The sequence below is a fragment of the Pseudomonas extremorientalis genome (assembly GCF_001870465.1).
Classification (GTDB): domain Bacteria; phylum Pseudomonadota; class Gammaproteobacteria; order Pseudomonadales; family Pseudomonadaceae; genus Aquipseudomonas; species Aquipseudomonas extremorientalis.
In genome coordinates, this window is record NZ_MDGK01000017.1 from 96,582 (window position 1) to 115,553 (window position 18,972).

Here is an 18,972-nt window from a genome sequence, read left to right on the forward strand (position 1 = left end):
CCTTTTGCGGCGGTCGTTGGCTGCCGTGCTCTCAAGATCGTCGTAGTTAAGTTGCGAGTGTGTGACGTCAATGCTGCGCTTCCTGCGCTGGGGCTCTGCATCATCCTGCTGCAGTGGCGAGTAAAAGCTGCCCAGTGTGTGATTGATAGCGCTTAGCATGGATGTTTCCTTCTATTGAGTAGAGGATTACTTCGCCAGTTGCAGCGAAGTGAGGCCAAACTTATAGGGAGCGAAATGAGTCAGCTATAAACACGTTGCTGCAAGTTATGACACGGCTGGCCAACGCTTTCAGGCGTCATTCGAGGTGCTGTTCGCGCAACTGTCCAGCCCGAGCGATGTCGCGCCTTCCTGGCCCTTGCCCATAAAAGCCGCCCGATTTTCCGCTACCACAGTACGCAACGCAGTAATCTGGCAGTTGCTGCAGGCGCAATTACGCCACTTCATCCAAGACCGCACCCAACTGGACCTGGCGGCGTTGCTGCAAACCCTGATCGACGACTACCACGACCTGGCGACCGACATCACCTTTCGCGGCCCGCCACCTCTGGTGGGCTTCGGCCGGCCCCTGGGCCTCAAGCGGGTGATCACCAACCTCGTGGACAACGCGATCCACTATGGCATCGCGCCGGAGATCGAATTGCAGCACACACAGAACGAGGTCGTGATTCGCGTGCTGGATCGCGGGCCGGGCATTGCGGCCGAATATCGGGAGGAGGTGTGCCTGCCGTTCTATCGCCTGGAAAGCTCACGCAACAAAAGCACGGGCGGTGTCGGCTTGGGACTCTCGACCGCTCGGGCGATTGTGCTGGAACATGGCGGCACCCTGACCCTGGCTGAGCGCCAGGGCGGAGGGCTGGAAGCGGTGGTGGTGTTGCCCGTTTAAACATGGCTTGTGGCAAGCCCGCTCACCACAAAAGTCTCGACCTTCACAGTCGGGACGTTCAGTCAGGTATGCGAGTCGTCGATCACCTTCGGCACCGTAAACCGGAACTCACTCCCCCGACCCACTTCACTCTCGGCAACGATCTTGCCGCCGTGGGCCTGGACGATACCTTGGGTGATGTACAGCCCCAACCCGCTGCCGGTCGGGTTGTTTTCCGTCTGGGTCCAGTAGCGATCGAACACGTACGGCAGTTGTTCCGGCGCAATGCCTTCGCCGGAGTCGCGCACAGAGAACACGATCTCTTCGCCATTGCTCATGGCGCTGATGCCGATGTTGCCCTGGCGCGGAGTGAACTTGATCGCGTTGCCGATCAGGTTCGACAGCACCTGGAACAGACGCTCCGGGTCGGCATTGATCTGCAGGCCCGGCTCGGCGTTGAAAGACAGGTCGATGCCCTTATCCATCGCCAGTGGTGCCAGCAGGGAATAGGCTTCCTCGAAGATCTGGGTCACGTCGAGTGCCACCGGCTTGACCACATACCGCCCGGCCTCGATTTTCGAGGTGTCGAGCAAGTCTTCCAGCAGTACGTTCATGCGCCCGGCCGCCTGTTGCATGGTGTCGATGGCCGAGGAAATCCGTCGCGAGGTGTGTGGGCCATCGGAGCTGAAGGCCTTTTGCATCATGCCGCACAGCATCGAGATCACTGTCATTGGGTTACGCAGGTCGTGGGACACCACCGCCACCAGTTCATCACGCGCACGCACCGCTTGTTGCTCACGCAGCACCTGGCGCGCCAGGTCGTTTTCCAGGGCCGAGCGGCGCAGGTCGTTGGCGGCAAAGTGGTCGCCATGGCTCCACTTGGTGGAGATACCGGCCATCTCCACTTTCCAGATTTCAAACGAGGTACGTGGGCGAAGGCGCAGGCCAGCGTCGGAGTTTTCCAGGTCCAGCGGTTTTTTCGGGTCGCCACTCCAATTGATGTTCTCTTTCACTTCCGGACGGAACCACAGCACAGCGTTATCCACCGGCTTGGGCAGGCTCATGGCCAACACACCACTGGCCACCTGCTGGAACTCGGCGGCCGGCGGGTACACCGACACCAGGTTATGGCTGGAAAACACCGGCTCGCTGCGCTCTTGCAGCCACTTGTGCAAGGCGCGGATCTGCGCCGGCTCCGGGCAGTTGCCGTAGCGGTGCAACTGCTTGTCTTCGATGATCGCCACGCCGCCGGACAGGGTCAGGTCCATCAGTACCTGCGGTTGCTGGGCCAGGCCGTCGAATACGTTATCTTCCGAGCGTTTCATCGCCTGGTCGAGCAATGCCAGGGCCTCGACTTTTTCCTCGCGCTGACGGCTCAGGTCCAGGGCCTCCATGGCGCTGATCTGCAACGACAGCACCTGGCCGATGGTCTGGCAGGTGGTGCGCAGCTCGTTCGGCACCAGCAGCGGCTCGCGGTTGCCGCAACTGATCAGCCCCCAGAGTTTGTCGCCCTTCATCAGCGAAATGCTCATGGACGACAACACGCCCATGTTCTGCATGTACTGGCAGTGAATCGGCGACACGCTGCGCAGGGTGGCAAAGCTCAGGTCCAGCGGCTGGCCGGTGTCCGGGCGCAGCTTGGGCAACAGTGGAACCGGCTCGTAGGCCGCGTTCGGGATGATGCGTAGCCAGTTGGTGCGATACAGCTCGCGGGCTTGCTCCGGGATGTCGGACGCGGGGAAGAACAATCCGTTGAACAGCTCCATGGACGGCGCCGACGCTTCGGCGATCACCTGGCCATGGCCTTCCTCTTCGAAGCGGTAGATCAGCACGCGGTCGTAGCCGGTCATGGCCTGGATTTCAGTCACGCTGATTTCGTACAGCGCTTGCAGGGTTTTCGCCGCCTGCAAACGTTGCAGCATCTTGCCCAGGTCACTGATGCGCCCGTTCAGTGCCCGTGGGCGGAAGTCTTTGAGACGTGGCTCGAATTCCAGCACCAGCACATTCTGATGGCGGTGCAGCAGGCCTTCGAACTCTGCGCCGTTAAAGGAAACGTGCAGCGGTGGCGCGTCAAAAAACGTGTTGTTTTCGGCCATGGCGGCAACCGCCTGGGCGTGCTCGGCGCCCATCAGCGTGTGCAGTGGCTGGCCCAGCAGCGCCTCGGGCGCATGGCCGAACAGGCTGCCAACGTTGGCACTGACCTGGATGATAGTCAGCTCGGGCTCGGACAATGTCAGCAGCACGCCATGGGGCTGGATCGCCCCCGGGAAGCGAATCGGCTCGTCGGCACAGTTGGCAAGCAGCTCTTCAAAATCTTCGGGTTTCATAGCAGTACCTCCTGGCTGTCGAGCCATTGCTCAAAGCAGCGGAATGTCGAACGGGCTGCCTCTACTGCGCGCTGTTTGGCGGGGGCATCCAGCGGCAGGCGGCCCAGGTAATCGAGAAAGTCTTTCCAGCGTCGACCGGTCTCGGCGCCGTATACATTGAGAAACGCCCCACCGTTGTCGGCATTGACGTCCAGGCGCTGGGCCATTTCCCGGCGCAGCACTTGGCCGCCGAGGGTCGCGCCTTCCAGCACGTACAGGGCTCCGAGGCAGGCGGCGGAGGTGTCGAGGGTCGGAAGTTCGGCGCAGCGGGGCAGGGCGCCGATCGCCTGTTCATTCAGGCCCAGTGCATCGAGATCGTGCAGTAGCGTCGGCGTTTTCGTACGCGCCCCCTGATCAAAGCCCTCAGGGATCAACTCACATTCGTACAGCGCCGCTTCCATCGGTCCATAAAAACCGTAGTACGCCTCAAGCAAGCGCTGATACCAATCGGCATCCAGATGCTCAGAGAAAAACGGCAGGCGCTTCTCCAGCGCCACATGCAGCAGGGCCGTGCCTGTGCGCAACGTTTCCAGCAAAGAGGGCGCACCAACGTCATGGGCCTGTGAATGCATTCAGTGAGCTCGAACTGTGGGCCTCTCGGCCATGAATGACGCGTTAAACGGGCGACAATTCTACACAACTCATGGCGGGCAGCTGTACGCGCAAGGCGAAAAGGCTGACCAGCGGATCAGAAAAGTCGCTCCTTGCTTTCATAATGACTCTGGACGGCGCCATGAAGTTCGATCTGGATGATATCGTGACGCTATCAGTGCATTGACAAGCCTTGTTGGGTCAGCGCCGTTTGTACGCACTCAATCAAATGCTCAGTGCTCCACGGTTTGGGCAAAAACCGCACCGAGCCGCCCAACTGCGCCGCCAACTTGGTATTCCCCGAGGTCAACACCACCGGCACCTTCGGCCAACGATGGGCCACTACCTTGCTCAGGTCATAGCCATTGAGCAGGCCCGGCATCTGGATATCGCTGACAATCAGGTCGACCGGATCATCGGCCCGCTCAAGATAAATCATCCCCTCATCCGCCGAAGGAAACGACGTCACCAGCGCGCCGAAATCCTCCAGTACATCCACCATTAACGCCCGAATGATTTCGTCGTCTTCCAGCACCAAAATCGATGGCTGAGCCATGATCCTTACTCCACCATCAGGGATTCAGTAAGGTGGAGTGGGATGGGTTGGAATAGGTTCGATTGGATGTGTACCGGGCGATGGATGGTCGTTTCAGAGCGCTTCCCGGGCTGTTACCAGAAGCGGCGGAGTGAAATTGATACAGGCATAATCGGCCTACCGTTGCCGGCTGTGGAGCTTTTGATGAAATACGCCTTTTTCACCCTCGCCCTGATCCTTAACGCAAGCCCCGCTCTGGCGGCCGGCGACGCCGAGGCAGGCGGCAAGCTCTTCACCAAGACCTGCGGCGGCTGCCACAGCATCGGCGAAGGCGCGCGCGGCGGTTTCGGCCCGCAACTCAACGGCATCATCGGCCGGCCCGCCGCGACGACCACGGATTATCAGTATTCCGACGCGATGAAAAACTCCGGTGTGGTCTGGACCCGTGACAAGCTCGCGGCCTATATCGAGGCGCCGAAGAAGGTGGTGAGTGGTACGCGGATGATCTTCTGGGGTATCAGCGACCAGGAGAAAATTGAAAACATCCTGGCGTATCTGGAAACCTTCCAGCCCAAGTGATTGGTGTCGATCGAAGCCTGCGGGCTTCACCTTAAAAAACCAGAGGCACGCTGATGGACCGGCAACTGCTCAAGCTCGCCCGCAACAAACAACTGGCACACCCCGCGATGCTCGACGAGTTCGACATCAACGATTGGATTGTGAAATACCAGGCGCTTTATCCTGGGCACAGTATCGAAAGAGGCTTCCTGGAAGGCGCACGCTGGCTGAACACCCAATTTAAACGGGTGAAGAGCAGCCGTCTGCACTATTCGTTCAGTACAGATGAGCCGCTGACGTATGACGCGCTGATCAGCGCACATATCGGGTCGGCCAATCACTTCTTCTGCGCAATGGCTGCCGAGGCCCTGCACGCTGTCGAGGCCAACCCGACAGCATCCCTTGAAGAGCACCTTTCATTCCGTTCTTCATTGACCAACGGTGAGTCCGGCCTGCCAACGGATCACCTCAACATGCTGCGGCTGGATTCGCTTTGCGGGCCGATCTGGGATCTGTATCAAAACCGCCATGACCTGCGTGTGCTGTTCCCCGACAATTGCCCGCATATGCTCAGCGCTATCAACTTTTTTGCCTATGAAAGCGACCTGGTTCAACTGACCCATAGTTTCAAAAAAATCTGGCAAGAGTTGTTGTACGGCGGCATGGAGTTTTTTGCCGACTCCAAAGGCGTACTGCTCTCCTCTGCGTCGGAGCATCTGGATCTGGTCAAAGTGATTTATGAATACCGCCGTGATCACCACAACGGTACCAACGGTCTGAGAATTTCCAATGACCTTCATCAGGGTCGCCAAACCTATGTGCCCCGGCTCGGGTGGCAGCGCTATATCCAATGCGTCGGCACTGACGTGTTGTCGATCGGTAACTGGTCTGAATTAAGCGACAGCGTCCAGACAGCCGCGCTTTATGCGTATCTGTCGCCGTATTACATGATCGACGAGTACCTGCATCCGTTGTTCGATGCCTCTCCCGACCCGGCTGTAAAAAGTACCGAGTGCCAAAACCTGCTGCATATCTGGCTGCACCTTGCGGTGATCGCGGCGCAACTCAAAGAGCGCTATGGGCAGATGCCTGCGCCTCGGCAGTGGGAAGACCTGCTCAAGCTGTGTCCGCGGTTTTCCCGCAACACTCTTGTCGAACGGCTTGCAGAGTCCACGGGGCTTGCAGTTGAACAGGTAAACGCGGCCATTGATCTGCTCCTTTACGAGGCCAAGAGCCTGCAGCACGACCTGTGGTCGCGACCGTTGGTGAAGGTGGATGAAGACGTACTGATTCCGATCAGTGCGCCGTTGACGGCCAGCATCTCCAGGAATTTTGATATCTGGCTCAGCATCATCGACCCCAAAGGGAAGCAACGCGGACGACTGTTTGAACGTTACCTGCTCGCGGTGTTGGAAGATTGTCGCAAAACCAACCCGATCATGGCGGGCTTGACATGGTTGGGGGCGGTGAAGTTCAGAGGACCGTCCAAGGTTGTCGAGGAGATCGACCTTGTGTTCTCGTTTGGCAGTCTGCTGGTGGTGTGTGAACTGCGCAGTCGTCGAGCACCGATAACTCCGCTGGATTACCACAACGATTTTTCCGACAACAATGGCATCATCCATAAAGCCCGCCAGGCGCGGCGAAAAGCCCAACATATTCAGCAAGGGCTGGGGGCATTTTGCAGCCAGTATTTTCCTCACCTCAGCGACGCGTCCGAAGTCACCGTGCTGCCGTTGGTGATCGTCAGTGGTCCTTATCACGCCGGTTTTGCATATGACGACGTGCCCATTCTGGATCCTCACTTGCTCAGGCATTTTCTCAAGGATGGCGAAGTCCGGTTTGGAGGACGCGCGGACTCCGATACCGCTCACGACTACGGCTATGCCTTATATAGCGATGTGGAAAGTGCGCAGCGTGAGTTCGCAGGTTATGCCGCGAACCCGGCTCTGATCAGGGTCTACCGAACCATGGCCCAGCCCCGGCTGCACAGGTATCCCCTGCGGGGCGAACAGGCTCAGCCAGTGCGGAGTCTGTTCTACGAGCTTTCGGGTTTCAGCTTCGAGGAACAATTGGCCGTGGCACAGTCGGTTTCAGGCGGCAAACTGCGCAAAATTGACAGGTGACGAGGTTTGGAACATTCCCTGTGAGCCCTAGTCTCTTCATCACCCTCATTCGATAAGGATATCCCCCGTGAAGCGAATCGCATTGCTCTCCCTCGCTCTGGCCCTGGGCGCCTGCCAATCCAACCAACGCGACTCATCATCCAGCCTGTTCAAGGACGGCATTCAGTTTCGCCAGAAAACCGTGGCTGTGGATGCGGAACACGCCAAAGTCATTATGAAGTCCAGTGGCGGCACCCCCGCCGTCGACTTCTCGATCAGTCGCGAAGGCGACCCTGACTCACGCATGGAAACCCTCGGCACGGTGATGGACACCGGCGAAGGCAAGGTCTTCAACTGGATCGCCAAGCTCAACCAGACCGTGGCCAGTGCGGGCTTCAAGCGTTTCCCACAACTGGAAATCCAGGCCGACCCCGGCAAGAAACTCACTGTATCGGGTTACGCGAACGACACCCGTACTGGTTACTACTACACCTGCGGGCCGGAGATGAATACGTTTAGCCCGGAGAAGGCAAAAGTGTATCTGGTGGAATTCCAATTCAAGGGTTCGGGGTGTGAGCAGCATGTGTATGACGTGACGGACCCGGCAAATCGGGTACCGGTGGCTGAGGCGGGGAGTGGGGGTAAGTCGGGTTGAGGGTTAGCCGTGGTGTGGTAGACCCTGCGGGAATACCACACCGTTGAAGGTGTGGGTGCAGCAGTTGCAGAAGGGTTTCATCTGCTCGGGCGTCAGCTGTGGGTTGACCTTTTGCAGCAGGCGGCCTTCGTCGACCCACAAGCCGCTGTAGTAGCTGTTCTCATCCGTTCTCACGTAATCCTGCTTGTCGCTTTCATGTTGCGCGACCATCCAGAACATCGGCTCCGGACGATCCAGGCGGGCGTTGGCTTCGCTGAACACCTGATCCCATGGGTGACCGACTTTGGAAAGTAGAAAGCGGAATAGCGGGGTGTAATCAAAGCCATGCCGTTGATGGCTATGCATCGAACCGCGGTTTGATTGTTTGTCTTTTTCGCTTTTGGTGTGCCGCTCATACCGGTAGGCGCGACAACTGCCGTGGCGCACGCCATGGGTTCGGGTGTTGACTGAGCGGTAGAGGAGGGGCTTTTGCGATGTGGGTTTCATTGCATCACGACGCCTTTTTGGATTGTTTTGGAGGCGGTGGCCAGGCGCCTTGGTAGCGGAAGGAGATTTGGTAGTCGAAAAGGCCAGGCTCTATAACGTGTCGGAAATGTGGCTGGAGAATCGCTACCCAACTTGGGAGAACATCGAATCCTCCGGCATAAATTTGAGGCTCGTCATGGAGGTCCAGTGCTTTGAGAATGCCATCATCCTCGTTGAGGTTTTCTGAGTATTCGTCCGCCTCTAAGTTTTCGGTTTGTTTGTCAAACCATTCCAGTCTTATCTTCATCACCTTGATTGACTCTCCGTTTATTTTGTAATTCGCCGTTCATCTTTCGCCGGGCCCCGCCGCTCACCGGTATAAGGGTCAAATGAACCTAGGTGTTTCACATCGCTGTATCGGTAGACTTCCAGCTCACCTTGTTCCGAATCCCATTCAAAAAGTCTCTTTCCTTTCGCGTCCTTCCAACGTTCCCGAAGACCGCCGCCGTTACGTTTTCGCGTCTTTCTCTTCTGTTCTATCAAACCAGGGAAACCAGTAATTTCCTTGGTCTTGGGGGCCGGGTGGTAGCCATAATCTGGGTTTTTCAAGCCCTTCCGAGGCTCATTCACTACCACATACAGCGGCCGTACCCCCGACTCCACCGGGAACACCAGAATAAAATCCCGATACTCCGGCGGATAAACCGGGTTCACCAGAATCTGCGCCGCTTTCTCCGTCGGCGGATAAATCCAGATCATCGGCGCTTGCGGCGCAGCCTCCAATGGCGGAATCCCCAGCGTGTCGCTGGGATCAACGGCGGGTGTCCAGATCAACTCCACACCCTCACCCAAATCCGCTACAAACTGATCGCTATGGTTTTGGAATTGCACCACATCAATCATCTGCCAATCGGCATGGTTGCCCGTGTAGAACCCATACCCCTTGAGCGTGCCGTCCTCGCGTTGCTCGATATGCAACCGCATCTGCGACCGCGCCCGTTGCATCGAACGCAACTGCTCCTCGCTGTAGAGCGCGCTATCACCCAGCTCTGACGGCCAGGCCAGCGCCACCAAGCCCGTCAGCAGGCCCCCGGCGACCGATCCAACGGCAGTTGCCGCCGACTCCCAAACGGCCGACCGCAACGCCAACTGGCCCAAACCTGCAGGCAATGTGCTGCCGCCGATCTTGCGCAAGGCAACCGCGCCCCTGTTGTCCACCTCACGCCCACCCAGCAGGCTTAAGTGGCCGTACTCCCTGATCAGTTCCAACGGCACATACCCTGCCGGGTTGAAGTAATGAGTGATGCCGTCAGGCAATTGGCAAGGCTTCATGAAGACGCAGCCGGGAGGTTTGGCTCGCGTAGGGGCTGGGGCAGGGGATGGCTCGAAAAAATCAACCGATGGCGAATACGGCGCACGCGATGGCTGTGGCGTCAGGATGCGTCGTTTGCGTAACTCTTCTTCGGTGGGTGGGTAAAAGCGTTCTGGCATGACGGGCTCACGTCCTTGTGCGAGGAGGTGAGCCTACGAGAGCGCGAGCAGAAGCTTATGTCGGCTTAATTCGATTGTACGTGTGGGAAAAGTGGACTGAGATCTGGTTGGAAAGGCACGTTTCGATTATCTCGTTTTCTGTTTTTTTCGTTTAGCATTGGACTCAATCAGGTTGCGTAATACCGGAGTTGTATCTCTCAAACGATCCGTCCGTGAGAAAAGGAGGTAAAAGTTGCCGCGCAACGCCAGCCGAAATGGGAACCTTGGTTGCGGAGCCAATTGAAAACTGACATTTATATCTTTGATAAAGAAGATAAAACTGCGCCCGCATATAGACATCCTTCGCATCGCGCCTGCGGTTTGATAGCCTCGGAAACTGGCCGTATGAAACGCCGGGGGTAAAGGTAATAAAGAGCGAACAGGAAACTATTTATGATTTATGACAACGTTGATCCAGCGCTGCTTGCCTTTTTGCATAATCCTATGGCGGTAATGACCACGGAGCCTCCAGTAGGGGAACGTCTCAAGTGGCACACTCGAGTGCTTTACCGTATCCCGTTACTGCGTAGCCTGATTCGCTCCGAGCAGATCCAATCGTTACTCTGGGAAAAGCTTAGCGTTAACTTGCGGCATGCCCGCGACACCCTGCCTGATTATTTATTTGAAGACTACACACCCCTTAATCAGGAAACCATGCATCGTTTTACTGATCAGTTAAGTCTGTATTTCAAGGTTGGAGTTTTATTGTCGGGAGAGGACATTAAGTCAGCGTCTCGACGCGAAATGATCGCTGGGTTTAATGCGTCTTATACGTGGGCAGCGCTCGAATATACTTGTAATAGGGTTGCCGAAAGCTTGAAGCTGCGTGCAGTTCATAATTTGGCCATCCTCATGAATGCTAATTTATGGACGAGTTACTACCTAAGTGAAGTTTATTTTCTGATGGCGCAAGGTCTGCTGACGGCTAGGCTGGCGGGAGACACTCTTCATATTACGCCTACTGTGAAGCTACAACGACGGGTTAAGGGTTTTTGGCTAGCGGAAATTACCGAGGCTAATTCAAAGATCAGTGACTTGATTTCTCGGCATGACGCTATACCTTTACTTCAAAGATATGGGCGGTTGCCAGAGGCGCTCCGAAAACTTTTGGTTGATCAGACCTTGGATAAATGTTTTTCCATACACGCCGACTATTTGTCAGAAGATATGGTCCGGCATCCGAAATATCAGTACCTGCGAGAAATCGTCGATTTTGCAGTTCACCTTGAGCTGCGTGTGATTTCAGGTCAAGTCACGACCGACGAAGCCTACTTGAGAAGTATTGTCAGCTCCGCAACAGTGGATATGATCAACAGTGCGCTGATTGGACGTTCACCCACGTTGGACTCAGCTAGCAGCTTTATTGAATACAAAGGCGGCGTATATATCAGGGGGGCGCTGAACTTTAAGTATGGGTTGAGAAAGTTTGTCAGGTTTTTATTGGGTGAGGCAAAAGGAAGTGAGAAAGGCCAAAATTTTGGTCATTTGCTAGGGGTGGGGTTCGAAAAAAATTATATCCTCAACTACATTCGGGATCTTAATGATCCGCGCTTCAAGGTCTATGATGAGTTTAAGCCGAGCAATAATTCGAAGGTTAAGGGGTATGATATAGATTTTATTCTTCAGGATGTAGAGGATGATATTTATTACTTTGTTCAGGTTAAGTATCAGTTGTCGGACATGCCGACCTACCTCGCGGAACAATGTCAGTTGTTTCTTAATGATAATTTCCGCGCCGGTTTTGTTCGCCAGTTAGCAGTGCTTAGAGATAGTCTGAGTGATGAGAGTATCCGCAAAAAGTTAAGTCGGCATGGTGTGGGCGGGGCTCATGAGCATAATAGTTATTTCGTGTTGTTGCACAATATCCCATTTTTGAATTTTTATGAGTTGGACGGGTTTTTCTTTTATGAGTGGAATTTGCTCCGTAATCTACTGCGAGACGGGCGCGTGCAGGTTCGCAAAAAACGAGACCTTACGGAGGAGCGAGTTCTGAATAAACCACGGTTGCACCGACCACAGGAGATGGTCGATGCTTACTTCAATCATACCCAGAGCGGCAGGCAGATGGCTGAGCACTATGATGTCTATTGTCGAGCTAACGCGCACTTTCTTTTTGATGACTTGAAGGTCATCTGCAAGCTGCTGTGAAATCACGCTCGCCGGTCACAGTGAGAAAACTGCATCGATCGTTTAAGCGGTGCAGGCTTTCACACTGTAGACTTTTCAAGGCCAGGAGTCAGAGCAGATGTTTGGAAATCAACCGCGAGATTTCAACAATTGAAGTCTTGCCGGTAAATTCGAATTTCACTTTGCCCAGCGACGAAAAATAAATCTCCAACTCCGAATCCAGGTCAAACGTCCCGGACGTCTCCACCGAATACGCCACGATGTTTTTATACGGCAGCGACGTGAAGTCCTTCTTGCTGCCGGTAATCCCCTGCACGTTCACCGCGATGATGCGCTTGGTGGTGAACACCACGCCGTCGCGCATGGCTTTGTAGGCGTCGACCACTTCTTCGCCGTCCAGCAGCAGGGCGGCGACGCGTTCGGCGTATTCGTTGTTTTGCTTGAGCTTGAAGAAGCCTTTGTTGTTGAAGTCGATCATGTCCTGCCTCTTGGGTGTATGCCGTTTTACTCGCGGATCTGTATCTAACGCGCGCATTTTGAACGCCCTACCATGGCGGCCAAGCTGACAACCTTGGCCAAATGTTTCGCCGACAACCTAACACCCCAGGAGCCCAACAATGCCCGAACTGTCCAGTTGGCTGGCCTATGCGCTGATTTCACTCGGCATGGTGCTCACGCCCGGTCCGAACATGATTTACCTTATCTCCCGTTCGATTTGCCAAGGCCGCACGGCCGGGTTGATTTCCCTCGGCGGCGTGGCGTTGGGGTTTCTGGTTTATATGGTGTGCGCGGCTTTGGGGATCACGGCCCTGGTCATGGCGGTGCCGTTTGCCTATGACGCGCTGCGTTTCGGCGGCGCGCTGTACCTGGCGTACATGGCCTGGCAGGCGATCCGGCCGGGTGGGCGTTCGCCGTTCCAGGTGCGGGATCTGCCCAAGGACAGCCCGCGCAAGCTGTTCACCATGGGCCTGGTGACCAACCTGCTCAACCCCAAGGTGGCAGTGATGTATTTGTCGTTGCTGCCGCAGTTCATCGAACCGAACGGCCATGGCAGCGTGCTGACGCAATCGTTGGTGCTGGGCTTTACGCAGATTTTTATCAGCGTGAGTGTCAACGCGGTGATCGCCACAATGGCGGGGTCCATCGCGGTGTTTTTCGTTACCCGGCCGGGTTGGCAGGTGGTGCAGCGCTGGTTGATGGGCTCGGTATTGATGGGGCTGGCGGTGCGGATGGCGGTGGAGGGGCGGCGCTGAACCGTGCGTTACAGGATGGCTTTCAGGTAATCCTTGAGTGCGTTGAGCGGGTCATTGAGTTCATCCAGTGTCGACGCCTGGCGCACGCCCAGCGCCAAGCGCTGCAACTCGCGCCCCATCACCGTATCGGCCCCGCCCAGTGCTTCAAGCGCTTGATCCACAGATTCCGCGACTTTGGATTGAATGGCCGCCAAGTCTCCCTGCCGCACCAGCAGCCCGAATACCTCCCGCTCATACCCATCCATCACCGGATCGTCCCGCAAGACCGGGCTGCCGCCATCCGTCTCGTGCACCAGCTTCAGTGCAAAAAGCGCAACAGCTTCCAGCGTCAACTCCATGGTCTTGGTTCCTAGGGCTTGGGGGAGGGCGATGATCACTGTTCCAGGCAGGAAAAAAAAGACCCCAATACCGCGAACTGCCAGGCTCACCCTCCTGTGAAGTCATCTTCCCAAGGAACGATATTAATTAGCCATGTTCCAACTCGCCGTGCCAAATGCACCCGGCCACCAGACTGACAGTGTGCAAGGCTTAACCCATTACAAGGACGCAAACACTTATGCAGTCATCCCCTACCCAAGCACCTTCGGCCACCGGCGAGCTGATCGCGAGTTTCCGCCACGGCAAAGGCTTCCTGATTTTCAGTTTGATATTCGGGGTTGCGTTATTGGCCCTCGCCGGTTTTGTGCTGTACCTGGGCACGATACTGCCACCGGGCAACGATGGCCCAGTCAACCTCCAGACATCACGTGGCATGGCCTTGAACTTTGCCAACCCACATACCCTGATCTACGCCACCAGCGCCTTGCTGGTCGTTCTTGCCGTGGGCGTGTTTGCAGCCTACGCCTGGCACAAAAAACTGCGCGCGCCACGCTACAACGTGTTTGAGTTCGGCATCGAACGCATCATCAACGAGCAACGCGAGTACACGGCGTTTGCCGATATCGAAGACCTGTACTTGTTCGGCTCCGGGCAAACCGTGATGACCGGCATGATCACCAACCTGGCCTATCGACGAAACGCGTCCGAGCCGTTTCATCGGGTGATTGAAAGCCTCAAAGGCTTTTACGAATTCCAGCAACTGGTGCGTGAATTGCACGTTCGCGCACGCATGCCGGCAGTGATCGCGACGCTGGAGATGGGCGGGGCTGTGACGTTCAACTGCATCAGCTCGGGGCAGGTCTGGGGCAAACGCGTGAGTGGCAACTTCCTGAAAATCACCACCTCGCCAATCGTCGTCAGCCGCGCATCCCTCGAGTATCAGGGCCACAAAGTGCCGATGTCGTCGCTGCGCAGCGTCGACCTCAACGCCTGGACCGAAAAAGTGGTGATCAAGGACGAGAGCGGCAAACCCGTGTTGTCGACCATCTCTACCGGCATTCTGAGTCACGACCTGTTCCTCAATACCCTCGATGCCGTGTTTGCGGCGCAACAACAAACACGCGAGCGGGCTTGAGCCAGCAGCGTCACAGCTGAGGATTAAATGATGATCTATCGCGGCGCAGGCTGGCTGACGTTGTTTACACCGGTGGCGATGGTGCTGCTATTGACGGGGCTGTGGCCCGACCCCAGCGTCAAACCCGGCAACACATCGCTGATGCAGGTGTTGCTCGGCTTCGGGGTGGGGTCAGCGATCAACACCCTGCTGGGCTTTGTGCTGAACCGACAACCGCACGCCGATGGCGTGCGCCACCACTTCTTTTTCATGCCGATGCAATGGCCGGCGTTGGCGATCACGGTGGTCTGCGCGCTGATTGCCTTGTTGAAATAACCCTACCGGCCGCCCGGCAAGGGCGGCCTCAAGGAATGCCTGCCTCAGGTCCACGGGTCATTAACATATCGGTCATAAACCAGACGGAAGGCACTCAACAGACCTAAAGTTGAGGCGCTAGGGGCGGATAAACACTATGTCGTTTATATCCGCAACACTGTTCAAGGACCGAACTCATGCCCCAGCGCCCATCCAGCCGCATGCCCCTTCCCGTTTATCCTCGTTTCCGTTGGTTCGCCTTGATCCCGGTCGTGCCGGCCGTTTTGTGGATACTCGTGCAATCAACCTCGCCGGCCAATCTGGTGGCCTGCGCAGTACTGGTGGTGGTCGGCCTCGGTGCCTGTGCCTGGAGCGCGGCTTCACAGCGCAACGCACTGCAGCGAGCGATTGCGCAGGCGCAGGCGGACCAATCGAGTGCGCATGCACATGACGGCTTGGCCTCGCGTGCACAGCTCGATGAGGTATTGCTGGGTGCCATGCCCATCTGGGCCAAGCAGGTGGAAAGCTCGCGCCATCAGACCGAGGAAGCGATCGTGAGCCTGGTGAACCGTTTCACCGGGATCGCCACTCGCTTGGAGGAAACGGTACAAGCGTCGCAGCACGCGGCCGGCGAGCTGGACGGGCAGGCCGCTGACGGCGCGCTTGAGGTGCTGGCGCGCAGTGACAGCGAGTTGAGCCAGGTGATCAATTCGCTCAAGGCCACTCAAACCAGCCGTGACCAGACCCTGGCGCAGGTGCGCAGCCTGACCGCCTACACGGGCGAGCTGCGTACCATGGCCGCTGATGTGGCAGCGATTGCTGCACAAACCAACCTGCTGGCCCTCAACGCGGCCATCGAAGCGGCGCGCGCCGGTGAGGCCGGTCGCGGCTTCGCGGTGGTGGCCGATGCGGTGCGCAGCCTGTCGAGCAAATCCAGTGAAACGGGCCAGCAGATGTCGGCCAAGGTCGACATCATCAACAACGCCATTACTCAATTGGTGCAGGCCGCGTCCAGCAGTGCCGACCAGGACAGCCATTCGGTGGCCGAGTCCGAAAACAGTATTCAAATGGTGCTCACACGCTTCCAGAACATCACTGGGCGCCTGGCCGAATCCGCCGACCTGCTCAAGCAGGAAAGCTACGGCATCCGCGATGAGATGACCGAGGTGTTGGTCAACCTGCAATTCCAGGACCGGGTCAGCCAGATCCTCAGTCACGTGCGCGACAACATGCACGCGCTGCATGACCATCTGCAACAGGCCAACCAGACCCCGGACCAGCCGCTGGCCATCGACGCCCGCCAATGGCTGGCGCGCATGGAAACCACCTATGCCACTGACGAGCAACGACGCCTCCATCGCGGCGAGGCGGCTGTGCAGTCGAATTCCCAAGACATCACTTTCTTTTAGGAGCACATCATGGCGAAGAATGTATTAGTGGTCGACGATTCCAGCAGCGTGCGCCAAGTGGTCGGCATCGCCTTGAAAAGCGCGGGTTACGACGTGATCGAGGCCAGCGACGGCAAGGACGCCCTGAACAAGCTGACCGGGCAAAAAGTGCACCTGATCATCAGCGACGTGAACATGCCCAACATGGATGGCATTACCTTCGTCAAGGAGGTGAAGAAGCTGGCCAACTACAAGTTCACACCGATCATCATGCTGACCACCGAGTCTCAGGAATCGAAGAAGGCCGAAGGCCAGGCCGCGGGCGCCAAGGCGTGGGTGGTCAAGCCGTTCCAGCCGGCGCAGATGCTGGCGGCGGTCTCCAAATTGATCCTGCCCTGACACCCGGCGCCAGGGAGGCCACCATGCCGATCACTCACGAAACAATCGACGACACCGCCCATGTGGGCATCGACGGCGAACTCACGATCTACACCGTCGCTGAACTGGCGGGCGCGTTGTTGTCGCAGATGGGCGCGGCCCCGCGCCTGGAACTGGACCTGTCCCAGGTGACGGAAATGGACGGTGCCGGCCTGCAGTTGCTGGCCGTCATCCAGCGTGAAGCCGGCGTTGCCGGCACCGCCTTGAGTGTGACCGGCCAGAGCCAGGCAGTCATGCAGGCGCTCCAACTGTGTCGCAGCGCCGCGCTTTAAGCGGCACTGTCCCGTTCATTGATCGACAAGGAAAGTCCAGGTGAGCATCAATCTCGATCAGGCACTGCAGACCTTCATCGTCGAGGCGCGCGAGCTGCTGCAGGCCATGGAGCAATCCCTGCTGCAGTTGGAAAGCGACCCCGGTGACCAGGATGCCATCGGCGCGATTTTCCGCGCCGCGCACACTATCAAGGGTTCCGCCGGGCTGTTCGGCCTTGCGTCGATCGTGGGGTTCACGCATATCGTCGAAGACGTTCTCGACCGCCTGCGCGATGGCAGTGTGGCGGTGGACGCGGCGTTGATCGCGCTGCTGCTCAAGTGCGGCGACCACATGCTTGAACTGATCGACGTGGTCGCCAGTCGCGGTGAGACGCCGACCCCGGCCACGCTGGAGCGCGGTGAGACCTTGCGCGAGGCGCTGAGCGACTACCAGCCGCTGCGCACCGCCACCGCCGACGTCGTACCCGCTGCGGTGCACGACGACACGGGGGCCGACGTGCTTTGGCATATTTCTCTGCGTTTCGGCGTGGACGTGTTCCGTAATGGCATGGACCCGCTGTCGTTCCTGCGCTACCTCGATACGCTGGGGCAAATGGTGCAGGTCACCACCCTGACCGACAGCATCCCCGCCCTGGAGCACTGGGACCCGGAAAGCTGCTACCTGGGCTTCGAGATCGACCTGCGTTCGACGGCCAGCCATGCCACGCTCAACGAAGTGTTCGACTTCGTGCGCGACGACTGTGACGTGCGCATCCGCGCGGTCGACGAAACGCCCGAAAGCAGCGTCGCCATCGGCAGTGACCTGATCGCGCAAGTCGAGCCAGGCCTGGCCCCCGCGTCGCCCCAGCGCCAGCCAGCGAACAGCGAGGCGAAAACCCGCGACGGCAGTTATGTTCGGGTCAACGCCGACAAGCTCGACGAGTTGATCAACCTGGTCGGCGAATTGGTGATCGCCAGCGCCGGCGCCAGCCTGTTGGCGCGCTCCTGTAACAACGACCCGCTGCAAGAGGCCACCTCGACGGTGTCGGGGCTGGTGGAAGAGATTCTCGATGGTGCCCTGCACCTGCGCATGATCCCCATCGGCGACACGTTCAACCGCTTCCGTCGCGTGGTGCGCGATGTCAGCCAGGAACTGGGCAAGGACATCGAGCTGATCATCAGTGGCGCGGAGACCGAGCTGGACAAGACCGTGGTCGAGAAGATCGGCGACCCGCTGATGCACCTGCTGCGCAACGCCATGGACCACGGTATCGAAAGTGCCGATGCGCGACGTGCGGCGGGCAAGTCGAGCAAGGGCCATCTGAGCCTGAATGCCTACCACGACTCTGGAAGCATCGTCATCGAAATCGCCGACGACGGCGCCGGGCTCAACCGCGACCGCATTCTGGAAAAAGCCCAGGAACGCGGGCTGGTGGCCAGCGGCGCGGTGCTCACCGACCAGGAGGTCTACAACCTGATCTTCGAAGCGGGCTTCTCCACCGCCGAGGCCGTCACCAACCTCTCCGGGCGGGGCGTCGGCATGGACGTGGTCAAGCGCAATATCACGCTGTTGCGCGGCACCGTGGACCTCGACAGCCGCCCAGGCCAGGGCACGGTGGTGCGCATTCGCTTGCCGCTGACCCTGGCGATCATCAATGGCTTCCTGGTCGGCATCGACCAATCCACCTACGTGATTCCGCTGGACATGGTCCAGGAATGCGTCGAGCTGGATGAACGCCAGCGCCAGTCCAGCCGCGATCAGGGCTATCTGGACCTGCGTGGCGAGGTGCTGCCCCTGGTGGACCTGCGCGACCACTTCAGCCACGAAGGCCCGGCCGCGCGCCGTCAGAACGTGGTGGTGGTGCGCTATGCCGAGCACAAGGCCGGGCTGGTGGTCGATGACCTGCACGGCGAGTTCCAGACCGTGATCAAGCCCCTGGGCAAGCTGTTCGGGGCACTGCGCGGTATCAGTGGCTCAACCATTCTGGGCAGCGGCGCGGTGGCCTTGATCCTGGATGTACCGGCGCTACTCAATCAAATCGTACAACTGGAAGCCCGCACGGCCCAGGCGCCTCAGTCGCCACCGCTCGTCGCCCGCTGACGT

19 protein-coding genes and 1 pseudogene are annotated in these 18,972 nt (G+C 57.9%); 12 read left to right on the forward strand and 8 right to left on the reverse strand.

The genetic code is table 11. The annotated features are described in order from the left end of the window. Positions 1–442: 442 nt before the first annotated feature. A pseudogene (locus BFN10_RS07900) lies at positions 443–883 on the forward strand (sensor histidine kinase); the annotation flags it as partial. 62 nt (positions 884–945) lie between these two features. Here BFN10_RS07900 and BFN10_RS07905 read toward each other — a convergent pair. From BFN10_RS07905 to BFN10_RS07915, 3 genes are all read right to left on the reverse strand, one after another. Further along, positions 946–3,189, reverse strand: a complete 2,244-nt coding sequence (locus tag BFN10_RS07905; RefSeq protein WP_071489214.1) for an ATP-binding protein — start codon at positions 3,187–3,189, stop codon at positions 946–948. Next, entirely contained in the window at positions 3,186–3,800 is a 615-nt protein-coding gene (locus BFN10_RS07910) for a biliverdin-producing heme oxygenase (RefSeq protein WP_071489215.1), read from the reverse strand. The genes BFN10_RS07905 and BFN10_RS07910 overlap by 4 nt, the downstream gene beginning before the upstream one ends. Positions 3,801–3,994: 194 nt before the next feature. Continuing rightward, positions 3,995–4,375, reverse strand: a complete 381-nt coding sequence (locus BFN10_RS07915) for a response regulator (RefSeq protein WP_071489216.1) — start codon at positions 4,373–4,375, stop codon at positions 3,995–3,997. Positions 4,376–4,558: 183 nt separating this feature from the next. On the opposite strand from BFN10_RS07915, the gene BFN10_RS07920 reads away from it, so the two are divergent. The 3 genes from BFN10_RS07920 (at position 4,559) to BFN10_RS07930 (ending at position 7,669) form a co-directional block, all read left to right on the forward strand. After that, the gene (locus BFN10_RS07920; protein ID WP_071489217.1) at positions 4,559–4,933 is read left to right on the forward strand and encodes a c-type cytochrome; all 375 of its coding nucleotides are present in this window, start codon (positions 4,559–4,561) and stop codon (positions 4,931–4,933) included. 53 nt (positions 4,934–4,986) lie between these two features. Further along, on the forward strand, positions 4,987–7,035 hold the full coding sequence (locus tag BFN10_RS07925) for a hypothetical protein (RefSeq protein ID WP_071489218.1): 2,049 nt from the start codon (positions 4,987–4,989) through the stop codon (positions 7,033–7,035). 67 nt (positions 7,036–7,102) lie between these two features. After that, the gene (locus tag BFN10_RS07930) at positions 7,103–7,669 is read left to right on the forward strand and encodes a hypothetical protein (protein ID WP_071489219.1); all 567 of its coding nucleotides are present in this window, start codon (positions 7,103–7,105) and stop codon (positions 7,667–7,669) included. 3 nt (positions 7,670–7,672) lie between these two features. Here BFN10_RS07930 and BFN10_RS07935 read toward each other — a convergent pair whose 3' ends face one another. The 3 genes from BFN10_RS07935 to BFN10_RS07940 form a co-directional block, all read right to left on the reverse strand. Further along, positions 7,673–8,014, reverse strand: a complete 342-nt coding sequence (locus tag BFN10_RS07935; protein ID WP_331715032.1) for a hypothetical protein — start codon at positions 8,012–8,014, stop codon at positions 7,673–7,675. Between the two features lie 145 nt (positions 8,015–8,159). Then, complete coding sequence (locus BFN10_RS28680; protein ID WP_083351506.1) at positions 8,160–8,441, reverse strand: colicin E3-like toxin immunity protein; 282 nt, start codon at positions 8,439–8,441, stop codon at positions 8,160–8,162. Positions 8,442–8,461: 20 nt separating this feature from the next. Next, positions 8,462–9,625, reverse strand: a complete 1,164-nt coding sequence (locus BFN10_RS07940; protein WP_071489221.1) for an S-type pyocin domain-containing protein — start codon at positions 9,623–9,625, stop codon at positions 8,462–8,464. Positions 9,626–10,057: 432 nt separating this feature from the next. Between BFN10_RS07940 and BFN10_RS07945 the strand changes: the two genes are divergently transcribed. After that, positions 10,058–11,812, forward strand: coding sequence for a hypothetical protein (locus tag BFN10_RS07945; protein WP_071489222.1), 1,755 nt, complete (start codon positions 10,058–10,060; stop codon positions 11,810–11,812). Positions 11,813–11,900: 88 nt separating this feature from the next. Here the strand turns inward: BFN10_RS07945 and BFN10_RS07950 are convergent, their stop codons facing one another. After that, a complete protein-coding gene (locus BFN10_RS07950; protein ID WP_071489223.1) occupies positions 11,901–12,269 on the reverse strand; it encodes a PH domain-containing protein in 369 nt (122 codons plus the stop codon). Between the two features lie 139 nt (positions 12,270–12,408). Between BFN10_RS07950 and BFN10_RS07955 the strand changes: the two genes are divergently transcribed. Then, positions 12,409–13,044: a LysE family translocator gene (locus BFN10_RS07955; protein WP_071489224.1), complete on the forward strand. Its 636-nt coding sequence runs from the start codon at positions 12,409–12,411 to the stop codon at positions 13,042–13,044. An 8-nt stretch (positions 13,045–13,052) separates the two neighbouring features. Here BFN10_RS07955 and BFN10_RS07960 read toward each other — a convergent pair whose 3' ends face one another. Continuing rightward, complete coding sequence (locus tag BFN10_RS07960) at positions 13,053–13,382, reverse strand: hypothetical protein (protein ID WP_071489225.1); 330 nt, start codon at positions 13,380–13,382, stop codon at positions 13,053–13,055. A gap of 218 nt (positions 13,383–13,600) precedes the next feature. Here BFN10_RS07960 and BFN10_RS07965 point away from each other — a divergent pair, with 218 nt between their 5' ends. From BFN10_RS07965 to BFN10_RS07990, 6 genes are all read left to right on the forward strand, one after another. Further along, complete coding sequence (locus BFN10_RS07965) at positions 13,601–14,497, forward strand: hypothetical protein (RefSeq protein ID WP_071489226.1); 897 nt, start codon at positions 13,601–13,603, stop codon at positions 14,495–14,497. A 27-nt stretch (positions 14,498–14,524) separates the two neighbouring features. Next, complete coding sequence (locus BFN10_RS07970) at positions 14,525–14,812, forward strand: hypothetical protein (protein ID WP_071489227.1); 288 nt, start codon at positions 14,525–14,527, stop codon at positions 14,810–14,812. Between the two features lie 476 nt (positions 14,813–15,288). Further along, the gene (locus tag BFN10_RS07975) at positions 15,289–16,200 is read left to right on the forward strand and encodes a methyl-accepting chemotaxis protein (RefSeq protein ID WP_371914395.1); all 912 of its coding nucleotides are present in this window, start codon (positions 15,289–15,291) and stop codon (positions 16,198–16,200) included. A 9-nt stretch (positions 16,201–16,209) separates the two neighbouring features. Further along, positions 16,210–16,578, forward strand: a complete 369-nt coding sequence (locus BFN10_RS07980) for a response regulator (RefSeq protein WP_058423391.1) — start codon at positions 16,210–16,212, stop codon at positions 16,576–16,578. Between the two features lie 23 nt (positions 16,579–16,601). Next, positions 16,602–16,889: an STAS domain-containing protein gene (locus BFN10_RS07985; protein ID WP_071489229.1), complete on the forward strand. Its 288-nt coding sequence runs from the start codon at positions 16,602–16,604 to the stop codon at positions 16,887–16,889. 40 nt (positions 16,890–16,929) lie between these two features. Then, positions 16,930–18,969 carry a chemotaxis protein CheA gene (locus tag BFN10_RS07990; RefSeq protein ID WP_071489230.1) on the forward strand — a complete coding sequence of 680 codons (2,040 nt, stop codon included), beginning with the start codon at positions 16,930–16,932 and terminating at the stop codon, positions 18,967–18,969. The last annotated feature ends 3 nt before the right edge of the window (positions 18,970–18,972 follow it).